This window comes from Veillonella ratti, assembly GCF_003992115.1.
In the GTDB taxonomy this organism is placed as follows: domain Bacteria; phylum Bacillota; class Negativicutes; order Veillonellales; family Veillonellaceae; genus Veillonella_A; species Veillonella_A ratti.
This window is the reverse complement of sequence record NZ_RQUX01000001.1, coordinates 166,584-187,516: the sequence shown is the minus strand read 5'-3', so window position 1 is coordinate 187,516 and position 20,933 is coordinate 166,584. Positions and strand designations below refer to the sequence as shown.

Annotated in this window: 19 protein-coding genes, 1 pseudogene and 1 other annotated feature; of the genes and pseudogenes, 18 read left to right on the top strand and 2 right to left on the bottom strand. The window is 43.9% G+C overall.

Annotation, left to right across the window (positions count from 1 at the left end):
- Positions 1-9: 9 nt before the first annotated feature.
- Positions 10-849 carry a 3-methyl-2-oxobutanoate hydroxymethyltransferase gene (panB, locus tag EO124_RS00830; protein WP_127057904.1) on the bottom strand — a complete coding sequence of 280 codons (840 nt, stop codon included), beginning with the start codon at positions 847-849 and terminating at the stop codon, positions 10-12.
- Positions 842-1,777 (bottom strand): Rossmann-like and DUF2520 domain-containing protein, encoded by a 936-nt coding sequence (locus tag EO124_RS00825; RefSeq protein WP_127057903.1) that lies wholly within the window; start codon positions 1,775-1,777, stop codon positions 842-844. Before EO124_RS00825 ends, panB begins: the two co-directional genes overlap by 8 nt.
- Positions 1,778-2,140: 363 nt before the next feature.
- Positions 2,141-2,391, top strand: a binding site (T-box leader).
- A 52-nt stretch (positions 2,392-2,443) separates the two neighbouring features.
- On the opposite strand from EO124_RS00825, the gene EO124_RS00820 reads away from it, so the two are divergent.
- The 18 genes and pseudogenes from EO124_RS00820 (at position 2,444) to epsC (ending at position 20,826) form a co-directional block, all read left to right on the top strand.
- Positions 2,444-3,904, top strand: coding sequence for an energy-coupling factor ABC transporter ATP-binding protein (locus tag EO124_RS00820; RefSeq protein ID WP_127057902.1), 1,461 nt, complete (start codon positions 2,444-2,446; stop codon positions 3,902-3,904).
- Positions 3,905-4,042: 138 nt separating this feature from the next.
- Entirely contained in the window at positions 4,043-4,852 is an 810-nt protein-coding gene (locus EO124_RS00815) for an energy-coupling factor ABC transporter ATP-binding protein (protein ID WP_127057901.1), read from the top strand.
- An 8-nt stretch (positions 4,853-4,860) separates the two neighbouring features.
- Positions 4,861-5,541, top strand: a complete 681-nt coding sequence (locus tag EO124_RS00810) for an energy-coupling factor transporter transmembrane component T family protein (RefSeq protein WP_127057900.1) — start codon at positions 4,861-4,863, stop codon at positions 5,539-5,541.
- A complete protein-coding gene (gene hisJ, locus EO124_RS00805) occupies positions 5,538-6,521 on the top strand; it encodes a histidinol-phosphatase HisJ (protein WP_127057899.1) in 984 nt (327 codons plus the stop codon). The genes EO124_RS00810 and hisJ overlap by 4 nt, the downstream gene beginning before the upstream one ends.
- Before the next feature lie 291 nt (positions 6,522-6,812).
- Positions 6,813-8,595 (top strand): annotated as a pseudogene (gene hisG / locus EO124_RS10460) (ATP phosphoribosyltransferase).
- Positions 8,596-8,637: 42 nt separating this feature from the next.
- Positions 8,638-9,978 carry a histidinol dehydrogenase gene (gene hisD / locus EO124_RS00790; protein WP_127057896.1) on the top strand — a complete coding sequence of 447 codons (1,341 nt, stop codon included), beginning with the start codon at positions 8,638-8,640 and terminating at the stop codon, positions 9,976-9,978.
- A complete protein-coding gene (hisB, locus tag EO124_RS00785; RefSeq protein WP_127057895.1) occupies positions 9,968-10,654 on the top strand; it encodes an imidazoleglycerol-phosphate dehydratase HisB in 687 nt (228 codons plus the stop codon). The genes hisD and hisB overlap by 11 nt, the downstream gene beginning before the upstream one ends.
- A gap of 24 nt (positions 10,655-10,678) precedes the next feature.
- On the top strand, positions 10,679-11,308 hold the full coding sequence (gene hisH / locus EO124_RS00780) for an imidazole glycerol phosphate synthase subunit HisH (protein ID WP_127057894.1): 630 nt from the start codon (positions 10,679-10,681) through the stop codon (positions 11,306-11,308).
- Between the two features lie 261 nt (positions 11,309-11,569).
- A complete protein-coding gene (gene hisA / locus EO124_RS00775) occupies positions 11,570-12,406 on the top strand; it encodes a 1-(5-phosphoribosyl)-5-[(5-phosphoribosylamino)methylideneamino]imidazole-4-carboxamide isomerase (protein WP_241230633.1) in 837 nt (278 codons plus the stop codon).
- 131 nt (positions 12,407-12,537) lie between these two features.
- The gene (gene hisF / locus EO124_RS00770) at positions 12,538-13,296 is read left to right on the top strand and encodes an imidazole glycerol phosphate synthase subunit HisF (RefSeq protein ID WP_127057893.1); all 759 of its coding nucleotides are present in this window, start codon (positions 12,538-12,540) and stop codon (positions 13,294-13,296) included.
- Positions 13,297-13,372: 76 nt separating this feature from the next.
- Positions 13,373-13,699, top strand: coding sequence for a phosphoribosyl-AMP cyclohydrolase (hisI, locus tag EO124_RS00765; protein ID WP_127057934.1), 327 nt, complete (start codon positions 13,373-13,375; stop codon positions 13,697-13,699).
- 26 nt (positions 13,700-13,725) lie between these two features.
- A complete protein-coding gene (hisE, locus tag EO124_RS00760; RefSeq protein WP_127057892.1) occupies positions 13,726-14,049 on the top strand; it encodes a phosphoribosyl-ATP diphosphatase in 324 nt (107 codons plus the stop codon).
- A 120-nt stretch (positions 14,050-14,169) separates the two neighbouring features.
- Complete coding sequence (gene hisC, locus EO124_RS00755; protein WP_127057891.1) at positions 14,170-15,258, top strand: histidinol-phosphate transaminase; 1,089 nt, start codon at positions 14,170-14,172, stop codon at positions 15,256-15,258.
- A gap of 229 nt (positions 15,259-15,487) precedes the next feature.
- A complete protein-coding gene (gene queC, locus EO124_RS00750) occupies positions 15,488-16,177 on the top strand; it encodes a 7-cyano-7-deazaguanine synthase QueC (protein WP_127057890.1) in 690 nt (229 codons plus the stop codon).
- 14 nt (positions 16,178-16,191) lie between these two features.
- Positions 16,192-16,785 (top strand): SGNH/GDSL hydrolase family protein, encoded by a 594-nt coding sequence (locus EO124_RS00745; protein WP_127057889.1) that lies wholly within the window; start codon positions 16,192-16,194, stop codon positions 16,783-16,785.
- 588 nt (positions 16,786-17,373) lie between these two features.
- Positions 17,374-17,838 carry a hypothetical protein gene (locus tag EO124_RS00740; protein WP_127057888.1) on the top strand — a complete coding sequence of 155 codons (465 nt, stop codon included), beginning with the start codon at positions 17,374-17,376 and terminating at the stop codon, positions 17,836-17,838.
- Between the two features lie 1,302 nt (positions 17,839-19,140).
- On the top strand, positions 19,141-20,061 hold the full coding sequence (gene cysK, locus EO124_RS00735) for a cysteine synthase A (protein WP_226974606.1): 921 nt from the start codon (positions 19,141-19,143) through the stop codon (positions 20,059-20,061).
- Between the two features lie 129 nt (positions 20,062-20,190).
- Positions 20,191-20,826, top strand: a complete 636-nt coding sequence (gene epsC, locus EO124_RS00730) for a serine O-acetyltransferase EpsC (protein WP_021840117.1) — start codon at positions 20,191-20,193, stop codon at positions 20,824-20,826.
- Positions 20,827-20,933: the final 107 nt, after the last annotated feature.

The following is a 20,933-nucleotide window of genomic DNA, read 5'->3' as shown; positions in this document are numbered from 1 at the left end:
ATATTTACTTTAATATAATTTATCGAGCACAGAATCATCAATCTTAAAGGTATGTTCTTCGGCCGGGAATTCACGACTTTTTACGTCGGCGATGTAATTTTTTACAGCATCGATCGTAATATCATGGAGATTGGCGTATTTTTTTACAAATTTTGGTGAAAAGCCGGTGCTTACGCCCAATAGATCATTGCAAACCAGTACTTGCCCGTCGCAACCGTTGCCGGCACCGATGCCGATGGTTACCATCGTTTTGAGTGATTGAGTTACTTTGGCAGCTAAGGCGGCGGGTACGCATTCTAAGACACAGGCGAAAGCGCCCGCTTCTTCCAAGGCTTTGGCATCATCAATGAGTTGCTGCGCCGCGGCCATGTCTTTACCCTGTACTTTAAAGCCACCCAGTTGATTTACCGACTGCGGTGTTAAACCGATATGGGCTACTACCGGAATGCCGGCGGTCGTAAGTTTTTTAATCAAAGGTGCCACCTCTTGACCACCTTCAAGTTTTACGGCGGTGCAGCCGGTTTCTTTTAAGAAACGGCCTGCATTATGCATGGCTTCCGCCATGTCTGCCTGATAGCTCATGAACGGCATGTCGGCTACCACGAGGGCCGTTGAATTGCCGCGCATTACTGCTTTGGTATGATGTATCATTTCATCCATCGTAACAGGAATCGTGGATTCGTAACCGAGCATTACATTGCCGACGGAGTCCCCTACGAGAATCATGTCGATGCCCGCTTCGTTTACATTGCGCGCCATGGCTACATCATAGGCTGTAATCATGGTAATGGGTTCGCCCTGTTCCTTCATTTGTTTGATGGTTGTAATAGTTTTTGGTTTGTTACTCATGTGAAGTCTCCTCCTTAGTAGTAGCTTCGTGGTGAACTGAATTAAATAAATTGAATAGTTCTTCCGCCATAAGCGGCGTAATTGTCTGATTCATTAGGGCCAACTGCGTTGTGGCTATGCCTAATTGCTTGTAAACAGGAATCATGTTTTTTGGTAAAACCGCTAAATGGCTCTGTACCGTGTTTACATCGCCGCGAGCGATGGGGCCGGTAAGGGCGGAACCGGGATTTTCAGCCTCTTCAAGATTGGCTGCGACACCTTGGAATAATGGCAAAAGTGCCTGCCAGGCAGCCCTTGAGGGTTTGGTTGGTTCTAGCCAACGGCGCATAAGTTCTTGCGCCATGGTCTGTAAGGTAACCGTATAGTTGGCACAGATACAAGCGGCTGCGTGATAGAGTGGTCTGTCTTCGGCGGGGACGTGAAAACTTCGTCCTTCTAAAATAGTCGCCAGTTCATGAGCGGCTTGCTGTGCTTTTTCATCACCGTCAATAGCCATGTAAATGCCTTTTAAAACGGTGTTTGCACCGGCAAAACTTTGCAGAGGATGAAGACTGCCTACAGAAGCGCCAACGTCTTGCAAAGGCTTAAGGGGTGACAGGTCTAAACTGCCGCTGCAGTGTAAGTAAATAGTGCTTTGCATAGCCGGCTCTTGTTGCGCTTCGACAGCGAGGCTTTTGGCGACGATGGCTATTTGCCTGTCCGGTACGGTGAGTAATACCAAATCCGCCTTGGTGGCGAGTTCAGCGTGAGTCATAAAGGGTACCTTGTACTTGGTGGCCAAGTGGATGGTTTTTTCAGAAGAAGAACCAACAATGCTCACCAACTGAGTGCTCAAATGATGGGCTAAGGTAGAACCGACTTTGCCGCCGCCGATAATACCGATTTTCATGAAACTCCTTTCTGCTTTTGACGTGCCGCAAGTTTTCATAAAAAAAGGCGCACTTCGACCTCGAAATGCGCATAAAATTCCTATGTTGCGTCTCGTCCCGGTCTAATAGATCCAAGCGATAAAACTAGAATGAATTATGAAGTTGTAAATCCTGTTGAAACGGATGTGGTTCTTGATAGATACCACTCTATTTCACTGTTATTATAGCATAGAGAACTGTTTATTGAAATGATGTGTTAAACGCTAACTTTTATATTTATGGGACAACGAAGATTATGAATAAAGCTACAGTAGCAGCCATGAATAAAGATTCTGAGAGTAAGCAAAAAGATTTGCCATAATTTGTGAAAATCGTATTGACTTCTTAAATCGCTTGTGTGTATAATTGGATAAAACATATAGTTATCATCTGTGAACAGGAAGAGTAGCTATACAAGTTCGGCTACAGCGAGTCGGGAATGGTGGAAGCCCGGTGCAAGAAAGTATAGTGAATGGACCTGGGAGATGTGGCCCGAACCTTAAGGTAGGCGTCACCGGTCATCTCCGACCGTTACCAAAGGAGCGCGTATCGCCTGTATTGGGTAGGCCGTACGTAGTGAGCCGGGTCTTTTGACCAATCGGGGTGGCACCGCGGATTAACCTTCGTCCCTATGTATTTTGGGATTGGAAGGTTTTTTTTATACCCATTTTTAGGAGGAGAACAGTATGGAGCGAGTTCAAGATGTTTCAAAATTAGTATATACACATGTGCAAGGCGGGCAGTTCCGCTGGGTCACAGTCAGTACCTTAATGTTGGCCTTAGGCACGATTTTACACTTAGTCAGCCCAAGCGTGGCGGGCATTACGCCGAACTGGATGATTGCTACGTATTGTGTAGCCATTCATTTGACCAGACCAAATTATCGTCAGTCTTTAGGGATTGGCCTTGTGGCAGCCCTAATCAACCTGATGACTTCTAAATCGGCGTTTCCTTATGCGAACTTATTGAGTGAACCGGCCGGTGCCTTGACCGCAGCTTTTGTGGTTCACATGTTCAGCCGTTTGAAATTCGGTCGCATGATGGTGCCGCCGGTAGTGTCCGGTTTCTTAAGTACCATGGTATCAGGCGGTATCTTCGTTACGGTCTTGTATGTAGTCTTAGCTTTACCGACTGAAGTGTATACGAAAGCTATGTGGCCGTTGGTGCTTTTGGTAGCTGCTATTAATGCCGTTATTACGCCGCTTTTATACATTCCGGCACAACGCTTGTTTGCGCGTCGCGGTTACTTACCGAAAGCGGACGAAGTTATTTCCAGCGATCACAGCCAATATGAATTGACACCGGCTACGGATGCTAAAATCTCTATTGAACATTTTTCGTATTATTACGGTCAGCAAACGAAGCCGGCTTTGAAAGATATTAATTTGGTTGTCAATGACGGCGACTTCATTGTTATTACCGGTCCTGCCGGTTGCGGTAAATCCACTTTATGTATGGCCATGATCGGTGCGGTGCCTAAATTCTACGGCGGTCGCATGGAAGGTATGGTATTCGTAAACGGTAAAGCCACGACGCAGGCGGAAATCTCCGAATTGGCTACGGAAATCGGTGTAGTACTGGCCGATTATGACACGCAGCTCGTAACCATGACGGTAGCTGAAGAAGTGGCATTCGCCATGGAAAATCGCGGTTATACACCGGAACAGATTAAAGAACGAAGTGCTGCAGTTTTCAAACAGGTTGGGCTCGAAGGCATGGAAAACCGTAAGATTCCAAGTCTTTCCGGCGGTCAGCGTCAACGTTTGGCTATTGCCTCCGTGCTTGCCACGAATCCATCCATCCTTGTGTTGGATGAACCGACCAGTTCCCTCGATCCGGAAGGGACTGCTGAATTGTACCGCTTAGTGGGTGCCCTTAATAAGGAATACGGCATTACCGTAGTTGTTATCGACCACGACCTTCATGCAGTACTGCCATATGCCAATCGCATGGCCCTCATGGTAGATGGTGAACTTCGTACCGACGATGTGCCGGAAGTAACCTTACGTTACATGTATGACCACAAAATTTATGTGGACGCATTGCCATCCATCTTCACAACCTATATGCGTTTAGAAGAAGCGGGTTTTGCTTTTGAAAAACCATGGCTCAGCGTGGCAGCTGCTAAAGAAGGTTTAAAAGCCTAGCTAATCAAAGCAGTTGGGAACATACATAAAGAGAGTAAGAGAGAAGTAACATAGAAACATCAGAGAATAGATAGCGCTACCCGGTAATTAAAATTAGAGCGGTAGATAGAGCTAACGGATTAAAAATAGGAGGTTCGTATGCTGGAGGTTAAAGGCTTGCGTTTCGGCTATGTGCTGGGCCAAGATATTATAGATAATGTAGATTTTTCCATCGGCGAAGGTGAATTCATCGCCATCGGCGGTCGCAACGGTTGCGGTAAAACGACGGTAACCCGTTTATTAATGGGCCTTGAAAAACCGCGCAGCGGCAAGATTTATTATAATGACACAGATATTACGGCGTTGCCGCCATCGGAACGAGGCCGTTTCATCGGCTACGTGTTCCAACAGCCGGACCGCCAGATGTTCCGCCCCACCGTGGCTGAAGAAGTGGCTTTTGGACCGGAACAATTAGGTTACACCAAAGCCGAAGTAGCGGATATTACGTCCAAGGCTTTGGCAGATACGGGCATCAGTCATTTGCGCGATGCCTATCCCCCGACGTTACGTCGTGGTGAAAAACAGCGTGTTGCCATTGCCTCGGCATTGGCGATGAAGTCCAAGATTTTAATTCTTGATGAACCGACCAGTGGTCAAGACGGTAAAGAAACACGTGAGCTCTTGGAATTATTGGAAACCTTACGTGCTACGGGGCTTACGATTATCCTCGTTACCCATGACATGGAAATCATGGCAAGCCACTGCACCCGTGCTATTATCGTAGGCTACGGCACGAAAGCTTTTGACGGGAAACCGGAAGAATTATTTACGAGCCGTGATGATTTATTTGACTTAGGCCTTACCAAACCGCCGTGTGTAGAATTGGCAGAAACGGTACCGGGCCTTGGTTATTGCAAATCAATGGCAGAATTTGAAGCAAAAATGTTGGCCTTAAAGGCTCGCAGTTAGGAGGAACCATGCAACGATTAGTACCATTTACCAAAATATTAATGACCATCGCCTTCTCCGCATGGGCTGTCCTTTTGACAACCACCTATGAATTAAGCCTTTTGTTGGCTTTGGAACTTTTAATTCTATTAGTAACGGGTCTTTTGATTCGCCAATATAAAGCCGTTTTAACCTTAGCCGCCTTCGCCGTGTTCTTGGCAGTGGTGCAGTTCCTTGGCGGCGGCACCTTGGAATCGGCTTATGTAACCGGTCTTCGTATGCTCTGTATGACCATGGTATTCATCATGCTTTTGGCAACGACGAAATTACAGGATTTGACGGCAGCTTTGGTTACGCAGTGTAAAATTCCTTACGAATATGCGTTCATGTTCACCGCAGCCCTTCGTTTCGTACCGGATTTCATAGCGGAAAGCCATGCCGTTCAGGAAGCTCAGGCTTGTCGAGGGCTTGCTTTGGAAGGCAATTTCTTCAAACGCTTTGCTTCCTACGGTTCTGTCATTCAACCATTATTGTTAAAATCCTTAGGCCGTTCGGAAACAATGGCACTGTCTTTGGAACTTCGCGGTTTCGGTAATAAAGATCACAGCTTCGTAGCCACTGTTGGCATGAAAGGTTTGGATTATGTAGTGACAGCCGTGCTTGTCCTTGTTACGATTGCTATTATTATGTATGTGCGAGGCGCTATATGAGTAATAATCAACCCTTTCATAACGGTATGCCGCTAAATAACAATCGTGACGCTATGCCGCAAAATAACGATCGTAATGCTATGCCGCAAAATAACGAGCCCGCCGTTGCGGTACAAGCTCGTCAACACCGTTATCCCGTAGCCGGCAATAATCAATATGAAGGGCAATTGGTGGATGGTCATATACACACCGAACTTTGCCCTCATGGCAGTGGCGATAAGGTGGCCTTGATTATTGAAAAAGCCATCGAATTAGGTTTTTATAAACTTTGTATTACGGAACATGCCCCTTTACCGGCCGGTTTCAGTAAACGCTATAAAGGTGATGAAGAGGGGCTTACTACAGCCTCGCTGCGGATGGATCAAGTAGAACCGTATTTGGCTTTAGGCAATGAACTGCAAAGAGAATACGGCGGACATATTAATCTCTCCGTTGGCTTTGAAGTGGACTTCTTGCCCGGCTTTGAAACAGCTACGCAAGAGTTTTTAAACATGGTAGGCCCTTATACGGGTGAAAACTTATTGTCGGTTCACTTCATGCAGGGGGCGAATGACGGTTTTTGGTGCCTTGACTACAGTGAGGCGGAATTTGAAAAAGCCTTTGGCAGTTATTTACAAAAGCAGGATGTTTTATTCCGCCGCTATTTTGAATTGGTATTGCAGGCGGTGCAGACTGATTTCGGGCCACATACGCCGGTGCGTATCGGCCATATTGATGTAATAAAAAAATACCAAAAATATTTCAACTTTACATCGTCCTATGATCAGCAAACGCAGCAGGTTATCATGAACATTTTACGCACCTTAAAAGCGCAAAATCGAACGCTGGATTATAATGTGAGCGGTGTATTCAAAGAAAATTGCGGTGAAATGTACCCAAGTCCTTTCATTCAAGGGATGGCCTATGTTTTGGGCGTACCGTTCATGATGGGATCCGACTCACATAGCTTAGCGGCTTTTGTAAAAGCCTGGAGTGAGTAAGGGTAATATTATAGGAAAAATGATTTGAGAGAACAACATATTAGGAGCGTTTAGCCATATGAATTCATATGGTTAAACGCTCCTTTTTTTAGCTATTTGTCATCTGAAGACATTAGATTATTACTTAAATACATGCATGCTATGCCTAAATGAAAGTTGACTATCCGCGCTTGAAAGTGTATTATAACTTTAATCCTTTAGTTAGATGAAGAATAAAAGTAAAGAGTAAGTAAAAGAGATGTAATAGAACGTACCGATAGGGTTCAGAGAGGAAGAGAGTAGGGAGAACATATGAGACAAAAACGATTACCGCCGGGATTTCGGGATGAGTTTGGTGAAGAAGCACAGAAAAAAGCAGCTCTTAGCCATAGTCTGGCTAAGTGCTTTTTTGAACGGGGCTATACGAAGATTAATACACCACTCATTGAATACAAGAATATATTTGATGACTATGATTTGGCTGTTCAGCAGCGTATGTATGAAGTGGTGGACAGCTCACAGGAACGCTTGGTAATTCGCCCCGACCTGACGCTACCTATTGCACGTTTTTTAGCGAATATTCAAGTTAATTTGCCTAAAAAATTTTACTATACCGGCGATGTGTTTGCTATGAATCAGGCTCACCGCGGCTGGGCAAATCAGGTGACGCAGGCCGGCATTGAGCTGGTAGGTTATGCTTCGGAAAAAGCCGAACTGGAGTGTTTGCTTATCATCAATCAAGTTAACCGGTTATGGCTCAACAATCAGCTATATGTGGAACTCAGTGATGCCCGGTTTGCCGAAACCGTAGTTGACGCATTGGGGCTTACGGCGGCGGAACGAACCGAATTGTTTGAAGCGTTATTTAATAAAAACTTGCCGGTGTACGAGCGTTTAATTGAAGCGTATACGGAAAATACATTGTATTCCTTGCTTAAAATTTGGCCGCGTCTTTTCGGCTCCATTGAGGAAGTGCAGCAAGAGCTGGATGCCATTATTTTACCGATGAGCGCACAGCGTTTGGTGAATGGGGTTATGCAAATGGCGCAGGCGGTACAAAAACTATCCAGTCAAAAGGTGCGCATAGATTTCAGTAGTCCCGCACCGCAACCTTATTATACGGGCCTTACTTTCCGCGGTTATATTGACGGCGTGGCCAGTTATATTGTGAGCGGCGGACGGTATGATAAATTACTCGCTAATTTTCAAAAAGAGCCTACCCCGGCCGTGGGCATGGGCTTTGATTTGGATGTATTGGCATCGGTGGCGGATATAACTTTGCCTCAGGCAAAACCTTCCTATGTGTATATCGGTGAAGCTGATTGGGATGTGGTGGCTGATTATGTATTGGCTCATCCGACGTATAGTTTAGTATTGGCCGATACATTAGCGGAGGCCCGTGAACAAGCTGCTGCGGACGGCGCCACACTCTATGTGGTCACAGAGGAAGGGGTGAAAGCCGATGCTTAGTATTGCATTGACGAAGGGACGTGTGGAAGATCAGGTCACTCCACTCTTTGAACGTTGCGGTATTGATTGTGAGCCGTTACGAAATAAAAAACGAAAACTGGTTATTACTTTAGGTGACAATTTGCAAGTCATTTTAGTTAAAGGCGGCGACGTTCTTACCTACTTAAATAACGGTGTCGTTGATATTGGCATCGTAGGCAGTGATATTTTGGAAGAACAGCAGAATACGGGGTATGAGCTGTTGGATTTACAAACGGGGCGTTGTCAATTTATTTTGGCGTCGCTGGCCGGTTATAATCTCAATGAGCCGCGGCGACATACTATCGGCACCAAGTATCCGAATATTACGAAACGCTATTTTGCCAGCCGCGGTAAAGACGTGGAAATTATTAAAATTGAAGGGTCTGTGGAGTTGGCGCCCCTTATCGGGTTAGCCGACGCTATCGTGGATATTACGGAAACGGGCACAACCTTACGGGAGAATAATTTACAGATTTTTGATAAATTGAGTCCTATCTCAACACGTTTAGTAGCGAATCCATTGGCGCTTAAGCAAAAACGGGGCAAAATTTTTGATCTGGTAGACCGCTTAAAAGAAGCACGTAACATTGATACAGCGAAATAATTTGAGAAAAAATAATTAGAGAAATAGAGAGAGGAGACCATCATGAAAATATACAGAGAGCCGTTACAAAAGATGCTGGCATTGGTGAATGATTACACGGCGGCCACAACGGATTTAGTCATTGAACAGCAGGTACGCGAAATTATTGATACCGTTATTGCCAAAGGCGATGCGGCATTACGTGACTATAGTGAAAAGTTTGACGGCGTACAGCTGACGGAGTTAAAAGTGAGCGACGAGGTTTTGACTGAGGCCTATAATTCATTGGCGCCGGCTTTAAAAGAGGCTTTGGAAGTGGCTAAACGCAATATTGAAGCCTTTCATAAGCGACAAATTGACCAAAGTTTCATTGATTTGGATACGCCGGGTATAGTACGGGGGCAGAAAGTAACACCGTTAAAACGGGTGGGTATTTATGTACCGGGCGGTACGGCCGCCTATCCGTCGACTATTTTGATGTGTGCTTTACCGGCTAAAATTGCGGGCGTTAAGGAAGTTATTATGGTGACACCGCCACAAAAAGACGGCATTGCGCCGATTGTATTAGGTGCCGCTAAATTAGCCGGTGTTGATGCAGTCTATCAGGTAGGCGGCGCTCAGGCTGTGGGAGCCCTTGCTTATGGTACGGAATCAATTCCGAAGGTCGACAAAATCGTAGGCCCCGGTAACATCTATGTGGCTACGGCGAAGCGTCAAGTGTTCGGTCAAGTATCCATCGACATGATTGCAGGACCTTCCGAAATCGGCATTTTGGCCGATGAAACAGCCAATCCGGTTCACTTGGCCGCTGATTTATTGTCTCAGGCAGAACATGATAAACGGGCGCGGGCTATTCTAATTACAGACAGTGAAGTATTGGCTCATGCCGTTTCGGACGAAGTGGCACGGCAATTGGAGGAACTACCTCGTAAGGATATTGCCAAAGTGGCTATTGAAGAGCGGAGTTTTATAGCCATCATGGATTCGGTAGCCGACATGTTCACCCTAATGAATGAAGTAGCGCCGGAACATTTGGAAATTCAGCTTAACAATGCGTCAGATTACTTGAGCTTAGTAGAAAATGCCGGTTCCGTATTTCTCGGCTCTTATACGGCTGAACCGCTGGGTGATTATATGGGCGGTCCGAATCACGTATTGCCAACCAGTGGTACGGCACGTTTTTCGTCACCCCTCGGCGTATATGACTTTGTGAAACGTACGGCGTTTATGCAATTTTCTAAAGAGCGCTTAGCTGAGTTGGCACCGCATATTGCTACATTAGCACGCACTGAAGGTTTGGAAGGCCATGCGCGGTCCATTGAAATTCGTTTTGATAAAACAAAAGACAATGCGGTAGTAGCCGGTAAAGGTGAAGATACGGAGGCAGTTGCTTATGGACACTAAGGACGGAACGAAGACAAATACTAAGCCGGCCACGGTGGCAATATCAGGTGAGACCAAAAAAGCGCCTGAGCAAGCGAGCGCTACTTTGCGAGTGGCTACGGTAATCCGCAAAACGGCGGAAACGAATATTGAAGTAACGCTTAATTTAGATGAAGAATCAGGCGTTACAGTGGCGACGGGCATCGGCTTTTTTGATCATATGCTGAACTTGTTTGCCAAACACGGCCGCTTCGGTCTAACTGTTAAGGCTGATGGCGATACCTATATTGATGCTCATCATACGGTGGAAGATGTGGCGCTCGCCTTGGGTCAAGCTTTGACTAAGGCTTTGGGGGATAAAAAGCAAATTGAGCGCTACGGTGATGCATGGGTGCCCATGGATGAGGCACTGACGCAGGTCGTTATTGATTTGAGCGGCCGGCCGTATTTAGTGTTCAAGGCGGAACTCCCCACTCCTTTATTGGGAACCTTTGAGACGGAATTAGTGGAAGATTTTTTTCAAGCCTTCGCTATGAACGGTCTTATGAATCTTCATGTGTGCAATGAATACGGGCGCAACACCCATCACATTATTGAAAGCATGTTTAAAGCCTTGGGACGGGCACTACGCCGCGCTGTAACAGTAAATGAAGCTATTCTAGGCGTTAACTCTACCAAGGGCAGTTTGACAGTATAAAATATTAAAAAAAGAAGGTAGCGTATGATTGCAATTATAGATTATGATGCGGGCAATACCTTTAATGTGCAAAAAGCGTTTGCTCATTTGGGCATACCGACGGTCTTAACTGCCGATAAGGCAACGATTTTGCAGGCTGCCGGCGTCGTTGTGCCGGGCGTGGGTGCCTTTCGGCAAGCTATGGATACTTTAACACGACGTGATTTGGTGCCCGTCTTAGAGACGGTGGTAGCTCGAAATATTCCCGTATTGGGCATATGCTTGGGAATGCAACTTTTGTTTGATAGTTCCACTGAATACGGCCAAACACAGGGCTTCGGTTTTATTCCGGGGACGGTAGATGAAATTCCTCAAAATTTGGGTCTCATGGTGCCGCACACCGGTTGGAATTGCAATCGCTTGGTGAATAAAAGAAGTCCCTTTAGCTGTATTGATGGCGAATATACATACTTTGTTCATTCCTATTATGTTAAATGTGAAACGCGCTACATTACGGCGGTGGCCGACTATGGCATTGAAATACCGGCCGTGGTGGCGCATGGTAATGTGTATGGTATGCAGTTTCATCCGGAGAAAAGTGCTGCTATCGGGCTGAAACTATTGCAACGATTTGACGAGCTATGTAAAGCGCATACGGCTGGTTATGAGGCTTAAAGAATTGTATGTATTGCTATGTTTATCAACAGATTGGTTGTATTGTGAGAATTTAAAAACTCTATTATTAGTGAAAAGTGATAATTATAATAGTTGCTAAAAGATAATGTTTGTTGTATATAATGGCCTGTATTGCATATTTTTTTGTAATAAAAATTGATGTCGGAAATAGATACTTTCGATATAAATTATAGACAGATGTAGTTTAGCGGTGTATATTATATAATATTAAATACATAAGAGCAGTACATAAAGGAGGGGATGACCGTGATTTTTCCGGCCATTGATATACAAGACAAACGCAGTGTACGTTTATATAAAGGGGATTTTGACAAGGAAATCGTAATTAACTACAGCCCGGTGGCGCAAGCTGAGGACTATGAACATGCCGGCATCAAGGCACTTCATGTAGTTGACTTGGATGGGGCCAAAGCAGGTAAACCGGTTAGTTTTGATATTATTATAGGCATTCGCAGAGTGTTCAGCGGCATTATTGAAGTAGGTGGCGGTATTCGTGACGAAGAAACTATTAAAGCGTATCTGAATGCGGGTATCGATCGTATTATTTTAGGATCCGTAGCGTTAAAAAATGCGGAATTTACTAAACAAATGCTGGCCACTTATGGAGCAGAACGCATTGTTATCGGTGTCGACGGCGCCGACGGCAAAGTAGCCACTGAAGGCTGGCTTGAAAAGTCGGACGTTGATATGAGCCATTTGATTCGCGAAATGATAGCGGCCGGTGCTAAACACTTCATTGTTACCGATATTAATCGTGACGGTACCATGGCAGGGGTTAACCAGGAATTGCTGTTTGAGTTACACGATCAATTTCCGGAAGCTCGTATTATCGCCTCCGGCGGGATTCGCAATGCCGGTGATATTGTAGCCTTGCGTAAAAAAGGCATTGTCGATTGTATTGTCGGGAAAGCCTTGTATGAAGGTCCATTGGCTTTAGCGGATATTGTAGCTTTGGAAAAAAGCGAGTTAGCCGGTGAATTGATTGAACCGTCACCATACTATACACGCACTGTCCATGAAGAAACAGATTCTCAGGATGTGCCTAATTTAGCGATTTCCGCCGTTGCGGCAAAATAAATTCAATATAATAAGATAAATACAAAACACTAATACAAAACACTAATAAGATACATATAGCAATAGTGATAGCATTATATACTCATAATCATGGTAAACCGGATACGGCTAATGATAAAGGAGTAGAAACTATGTTGGCAAAACGAATCATCCCTTGTCTGGACGTGGATAACGGCCGCGTAAAAAAGGGTGTTAATTTTATTAATTTAGTAGATGTAGGCGATCCGGTGGCGATTGCTGCTTCCTATGAAGTGCAAGGTGCCGATGAGCAAGTGTTTCTGGATATTACGGCCACAACGGAAGGGCGGGGGACCTTCAAGGACGTAATTTCAGCCATATCAAATGAAGTATTTATGCCTCTTACCGTCGGTGGCGGCATTCGTACATTGGCGGATATGCAGCAATTATTGCAGGCCGGGGCGGATAAAATCTCAATTAACTCAGCCGCCTTGGCAAATCCTGAACTAATTCGCGAAGGGGCTGAGAAATTCGGCAATCAATGTATCGTCGTAGCCATTGATGTGAAAACCGATCCCGAGACGGGGGAGCGGTTTGTGTACAGCCATGGAGGGCGTAAAAAAACAGACCGCTTAGCTTATGACTGGGCACAGGAGGCCGTAGCCTTGGGGGCTGGCGAATTACTCGTAACGAGCATGGATAAAGACGGTACCAAGTCCGGCTTTGATATTGAATTATATAAACAGCTGGGCGACTTGGTACAAGTGCCTATTATCGCTTCCGGCGGTGCCGGCACGGTAGCACACTTTGTAGAGGTTTTTTCAAAAACAAAAGTAACCGGTGCTTTAGCGGCTTCTATTTTCCACTTTGGCGAAATAACTATTGAGGAAGTAAAAGAGGCTTTGCGCGCTTATAATATTCCGGTTCGCTAGGAGGTGGGCAATGATGGCTGACAAAATAGCAGATATGGAACAGAACATTACCACCGATTTAAGATTGGATTCGGATTTGAGGCCTGATTTTGAGAAGGTTCACAATTTATTGCCTGCGGTAGTAGTGGATACCAATACGAAAGAAGTGCTCATGGTAGCTTATATGAATGAAGAAAGCTATGAACGAACCTTAGCAACCGGCGAAACCTGGTTTTGGTCACGGTCGCGCCAAGAGTTGTGGCATAAGGGGGGAACCAGCGGTAACACGCAAAAGGTTGTACGGGCCGCCTTGGATTGTGACAAGGACACCTTATTATTGGAAGTTATTCCCAACGGCCCGGCTTGTCATACCGGTTCAAGGAGTTGTTTTTTTAACGAAATCGAATTAAAAACAAATAGCTAAAAAGCTGAATAAAAGAGAGGGATTATATGACACAGGAACTGGCTGAACTTTATGAGGTCATCAAGAATCGGCAATTAGAGCCGAAAGAAGGGTCCTACACGAATTATCTATTTACTAAAGGGCTCGATAAAATTTTGAAAAAAGTCGGCGAAGAGGCTACGGAAGTGGTGATTGCCGCTAAAAATGAAGGCCATACGGAACTTGTCAGTGAAACGGCGGATTTGCTGTATCATGTGTTGGTTTTATTGGTTGAAAAAGGCATTCCTTACGAAGCTATAACGGAAGAACTGGCACGTCGTGAAGGACTTATCAGTAAAACAACGGATCGACCGGAAATTAAGAACTTATAGCCTATATGGGTCCACCTTTGCGCGGTGGGCCTTTTTTACAAATCATGAACCAAGCAAAAGCTTGATTTAATAAAGCGTGACGGGCAATCAATAAAGCGATAAGAGAAAGAGTGAGTGTATATGAAAGAGAGTATAAAAGACTTAAAACCATATGTTCCGGAAGAACCGGTGGAAGCTTTGAAGGCGCGTTTGGGGGTGGAGCGAGTTATTCGCTTATCAGCTAATGAAAATCCCTATGGTACTTCGCCGGCTGTTCGTGAAGCGGTAATTGATTATGTAACTAAACATGACAGCAGCCAATACCCTGACGGCAATGCAAGTTCTTTGCGTACCGCGTTGGCAAATCATTTAGGCGTGGCTGAAACATCACTCGTTATCGGCGTGGGCCTTGATGAAGTGATTACTATGCTCAGTCGTGCTTTTTTAACCGATAAAGACTCCATAGTTATTAGTACGCCGACGTTTTCAGAATATGCTTTGAATGCTCAGCTAGAGGGGGCTGTCATTAAAGGCGTCCCTTGTGATGCTGTAACAGGTGCTACTGATTTAGCCGGTATGCTAAATGCTATCGATGAGACAACGAAGCTGGTATGGCTATGCAACCCGAATAATCCTACCGGTACGTATTGTTCGCTAGCATCGTTGCGTGATTTTATGAGTAAGGTTCCTAAAGACGTGTTGGTCTTGATTGATGAAGCATATATTGAATTTGTCACTACGACTGAAACAGCCAGTGCTTTACCACTTTTAAAAGAATTTGCCAATATGGGCTTGATGCGGACTTTTTCAAAAGCCTATGGCCTGGCCAATTATCGGGTAGGTTATTTAGTATTAAGCCCGGAATTGGTAAATTATGTACAGGCTATTCGCCTGCCTTATAATCTCAATAGCGTGTCACAGGTGGCGGCGGAGGCCGCCCTGAAGGATCAAGCCTTTATTGCGGAGGTTGTGGCGGCCAATGCTAAGGCTCGTCAAGGCTGGGAAACTTGCCTCGATGAGTTAAAATTCCATTATTATCACAGTGAAGCCAATTTTGTTTTCGTAGAATTTGCATCACCGGAAGAGACTAAAGCTATTGCCGATGTATGGCTCAAAAAAGGTTATCAAGTGCGGTCCGGACTCAGTCCTAAATGGCTGCGGATTACGGTTGGGCAGGCCGCTGATTGTGAAGCTATGCAGGTAATCTTACGAGATTATTATAAAAAATAAAAGCCAAAAGAAATAAAGGCTAAAAAAATTACAGTTATAGAAATGAAAATTAGGATGAGTCCTTGCTTGAAGTTCGAGCAAGGACTTTTTTCTCATCCCGTCCCCCTTTGTGATATGATAATATATAGAGAAATGTTCAAAACAGTTTTAAGGCTGTTGCATTTCTTCAGATATAGTTATTATGGCGCCTTAGTTGCGCTTTATATATTAGAAATACAAAGGAGACACTATGAAAGCAATTGTATTATCCAGTGGCGGCGTAGACTCCACCACCTGTTTGGCTTTAGCTATTGATCGCCTTGGCAAGGAAAATGTGGCGGCTGTATCTATTTTTTACGGGCAAAAACACGATAAAGAACTGCAATGTGCCCGTAAGATTGCGGCCTATTATGAAGTACCGCATTATGAATTGGATTTATCGCAGATTTTAAAATACTCGAATTCATCCTTATTGCAAAATTCCACCGATGAGATTATTCATAAGAGTTATGCGGAACAGATTGAAGAACAAGGCGAAGGCATGGTCAGCACGTATGTGCCCTTCCGCAACGGTTTGATGTTATCCGCCGTAGCCAGCCTCGGCATGAGCCTTTTCCCTGACGATACGGTGCAGATTTATTTGGGCGCCCATGCCGATGATGCAGCCGGCAATGCCTATGCCGATTGTAGTGAAGCCTTCGTCGATGCTATGACCAAAGCTATTGCCTTAGGTACCTACGATAAAGTCCAAGTAGAGGCTCCATTTGCTACTAAAAATAAGGCCCAACTCGTTAAGGTCGGGCTGGATCTTAAGGTGCCGTACGAACTTACCTGGAGTTGCTATGAAGGTGGCGACAAGCCTTGCGGCACTTGCGGTACCTGCATCGATCGCATTAAAGCTTTTGAATTGAACGGCACTACGGATCCATTGATGAAATAGGAGGCGGTAAGGGCATGGCAAAGACAAAGAGTTGGCAAAAGGTGTTATTTATCGGTGACAGTTTGACGCGTGGTTATGATGTACCCTACGGCAAGGGCTGGGTTGAATTATTGAAAGCTCATTTTGAAAAAAGTGCGGCAACCAATGAAAGTGCAAAAATTACTATGGTTAATGCCGGCGTTGATGGTGCCACCTTGCAGGCTATTTATAATAATTTGGAGCGCGCTCTTCATGATTCGTCCTATGATGCGGTGTTTATCATGGGTGGGACTAATGATATTTTACATGGTTGCACGGCGGAAGATTGCTATTTTTCAATGATGCGTTCGATTCATCATATTCAAAAAATCGGCTGTGATGTGGTTGTTGGTTTAGCTCCACAGATTGACTGTGATCCCGATGGCGATGATGCGGTACTCGTTGATTATAATGAGCGCTTGAAAGCCTACTGTAAGGAACAAGGCTTGTTGTATATAGACTTCTATAAAACTATCGCCGAGGCGGATTATCGCGATGAAATTCTTTATGCCGGTGATGTGCATCCCAATGAGTTGGGGTATCATTACATGTATGAAACGGCTCGTGATGTATTGAAGGCCGGCTTGTAGCCCTTTTACAGATAAAAATAAATTATTAGTTAAGACACGAATCCAGTATTTATGCTGTTTTTTAGACACTATATAGAGAAAAATAAATTAAATCGAAAAAAATAAATTTTAGATATTGAAATTATTAGATTTACATGCTATAATAGGCTCATAACAAGGGAACAGTAGTTAACGATTATTCAGAATCGAGCGCTACAGCTCAACTAACTTCTTTATCCCGGAAGTTATTGCGAGTGAGTCCACTTGTTAAACCTCTAAATACCTATACCTAATCGTGAGTACAAATATGTACGAACAACTTGCCGTTGCCTCCTCCCTAAGGGCAACGGCATTTTTCTGTTTATAAATAGGAATAATTATATATGCCTTTGGAATAAAAATATAAATGAATATTGAGTGAATAATCATGAAAAACTTCACAAAAAGCTCATCGAAATTTTCATATATACCTCATAAAATCTAGGTAAGATGTACATATGTTAAACGTTAGTTAACAGATTAGATTTGTATATGGAACTGATCAAGTGATGCACAAGCATTTATGAGACAGTAAGAAAATTGTATAATTTTGTACTAGGAGGTATAGTTATGAAACGCAAATATGTATTAATGGTACCTGTCGCGGCGGTTACTCTTTGGGCTAACTCTTTCGGCGCTTTGGTAAGTGCTCAGAGCTTACAAGACATTAACAACAATAAACCGGCTGTATGGCAGCAGGATGATCAGAACAAACAAAATCAGCCTAATAAAGACAACAAACAGCTTAACAAAAACGATAAAAACGATCAGAATCAGCAGAATCCTCAGGTAGCCCCTAAAGTTCCTGAAAAGGAAACTGTTAAAAAAGACAAACCATCAAGTAAAGTAACACCGGAAACCAAGGAAAAACGCAGAGTAGCTTTGGCTAACGACTACAATAATCGCAAACCGGGCGCTGAAAAACCACCGGTAAAACCGGAAGATAAAAAAACGTTGCCACCTAAAGATGATAAGAAACCGGCTCCTCAAAATTCCGGTACAGCTGTTAAAATCGGGGTACTTCTTAACGCATAAGCACGGTTTTCCCTGAAGAACCAACTCCCTCATTAATAGGTAATACTCCATAAATACCTAAACACAAACACAACACTTAAACACACACAATACAAAACAACACAAAACAACACAACACACAAAACACACACATTAAACACACACTTAACACAGTAAAATAAATACTCAATTTTACCGGCATATAGTCATATGCAAATACCTTCCTGCAAGCACAGCGGGAAGGTATTTTTTTACATTAAAGTCAATTAGAAAATGACTTTAAGTTATATAGCAGGTTTTTTTGACGATAATTATGCATAATCGATACGGATATTTATGTCGAAAATTCATTTTAAATATTCCTTATATTCAAAAGGTTTGTTATAATATACCTAGTATTCAAGGCTGTCAGCTTTCTGTCGAACCGGCAGGGATAGATTGAAGGTATAGGTTATTTCGAGGAGTTGGACAGACAGTATAGATTCGAATATACTGCATAGATGACAGTACAGGTAAGACTGAGACCTGTGAAGAGTGATGGACAGTAGCTAAGTCTATGACCGGTAATTGCAGGCCTCGTGTCTTATCGGGATTACGATTAGGGACGCGGATACCCATTAGATTAGGTTATACCGAGCAAAAATTTATATATGTATAACAGAAAGCAGTCTATGAAAATAGACTGTTTTTTCTTTGACTGTTTTTTCATTGCGGCTTATTTTGGTAATGCATTGATAATTATTGCAAAAATTGAAAAAAGCTCGATAAAATCGTTGGAAATAAACGTAAAATGAATAATAAAATACAATAGGACTGGCAAAAAATGTACAGTTGTAGTAAAATAAAGTACATGCAACAGAGAGTCAAAGATTCGTCAATAATAAATTGATGAAAATCAAAAAGTTTAATTTCGCTGTTGACAGTATTAATTCATAGTGTTATAGTAGGTTTATGATTTGAATAGAAATCAGGACGAGGAAGAGAAAAGTACATATACTATTGTATGTGCAGCGAGCCCGGACGGTGAGAGCGGGTCTTATGAAGTGTATGGAAGTGCATCTCGGAGTTATTAAGGCAAAGCTATAGCCATATAGGGGAGTCTTATTCGGGGGTCGCCCGTTATAGCGAATCTGTATAGAGTTAAACAGATAGGAGTGAAATGCTCCGGAGAATATGTGTTTAACAGTACAGCAAAGGTTTGATTGTGCGCACAGTCAAATGAAACAAGGTGGAACCGCGATATATCGCCCTTGGTCACAAATGTGACCAAGGGCTTTTTTTATTAGAGCTGAGAGACTCTATGAGAAAGGAACGATGAATATTATGAGTATGAAACCAGTAAATGATACATTAAAATTGATTGGTAACACGCCTGTATATCAAATTGGAGATTCTAACGTTTTTGTTAAATTGGAAAAATACAATGCCGGCGGCAGTGTTAAAGATCGTGCTGTTTATGGTATGTTGCGCGACGCTCAGCAGAAAGGTTTAATTAAACCTGACACTATCTTGGTAGAAGCAACGTCCGGTAATACCGGTATCGCCCTTGCTATGCTCGGTGCTGTTTTAGGTATTAAAGTTGTAATCTTGATGCCTGAAAGCATGAGTAAAGAACGTCGTGAATTGGTAAAAGCTTATGGTGCTCAGTTGATTTTGACTCCAAAAGCAACCGGTATGAAAGGTGCTTTGGCCAAAGCTCAGGAAATTCTTGATGCTAACCCAAGTGCTGTAACTTTGGGACAGTTCGTAAACCCTGCTAACCCTGGCATTCACTACGAAACAACAGCTACTGAAATTATTGAACAAGTTCCTAATGTGGGCATCGTCGTTGCCGGCGTAGGTACAGGCGGTACTTTCACCGGTGTGGCTCGTAAATTGAAAGAACACAATGCTAATGTGAAAGCTGTTGCGGTTGAACCGGCAGGTTCCCCAATGATTTCCGAAGGCAAAGGTGGCGCTCATAAAATCCAAGGTATCGGTGCCGGTTTCATTCCTGAAAACTTCGACCAATCCCTTATGGATGAAGTCGTAACCGTAACTGATGATGACGCTATCGCTCAAGTACAGACTTTCATGCGCGAAAGCGGTATCAGCATCGGTATTTCTGCCGGCGCAGCTATTAAAGCAGCTAAAGACTTAGCCGCTAAAAACCCTGGCGTGCCTGTAGTAGCTATTGCTCCGGACGGAGTTGAAAAATACTTATCCATGCTTGAATTTGATGATGTTGAATATGTAAAAGCCTAAGCATCTGACGATATAATCGTTCGGGGGAACGACCATAGGTTGACTTAGGTTTAGCTTGAAGAGAGATGAACGGCCAGCTATATGGCCATAGATATTTAGGGGCTGGGGGAATACCGGCCGGGAGGATGTATGAAAGAACTTTGGCAAGCGATTCGCTATAATATTAAGCGCGTTATGGATTCAGATCCGGCTGCCACATCAGTATTGATGGTATTGTGGACCTATCCGCATATAACAGCTTTGTTCTGGCATTTCTTTGCCCATCGTTTGTATAAACATGGTTACAAATTATTGGCCAGACGCGTGGCACTGCATTCGCGTAATGCGACGGGGATTGAAATCCATCCGGGCGCACAAATCGGTAAAGGTTTATTCATTGATCACGGCATGGGTGTCGTAATCGGTGAAACTGCCATTGTTGGCGATAATGTAACCTTGTTCCACGGCGTAACATTGGGCGGCATGAGCTCAAGACGCGTGAAACGCCATCCAACGGTCGGTGACGACGTGCTTATCGGCGCCGGTACTAAAGTACTGGGCGACATTATGGTAGGCAGCGGTAGCCGGATAGGCTGTAATCTGGTTATTAAACGTGATGTACCTGAGAATGTGGTCATCTATGAAACGGAACCTGAAAACATCGTTGTACGCAAGATTCGTTCGACGATTCACTTGGTGGACAGCCACTCACGTAAACATATGCCGCGGCATAAAGTAGCCTTCACACCAAAGAATATGACCGACGACATGGCTTGGTTCATTTAAAACAATATATTTTACGTTATATACAGATATCGGCCGTATATAACGTAGGCATTATTATTGTAAAAATATATGTGGATGTGACAATCTCGTTTTAAATGAAACAGTTT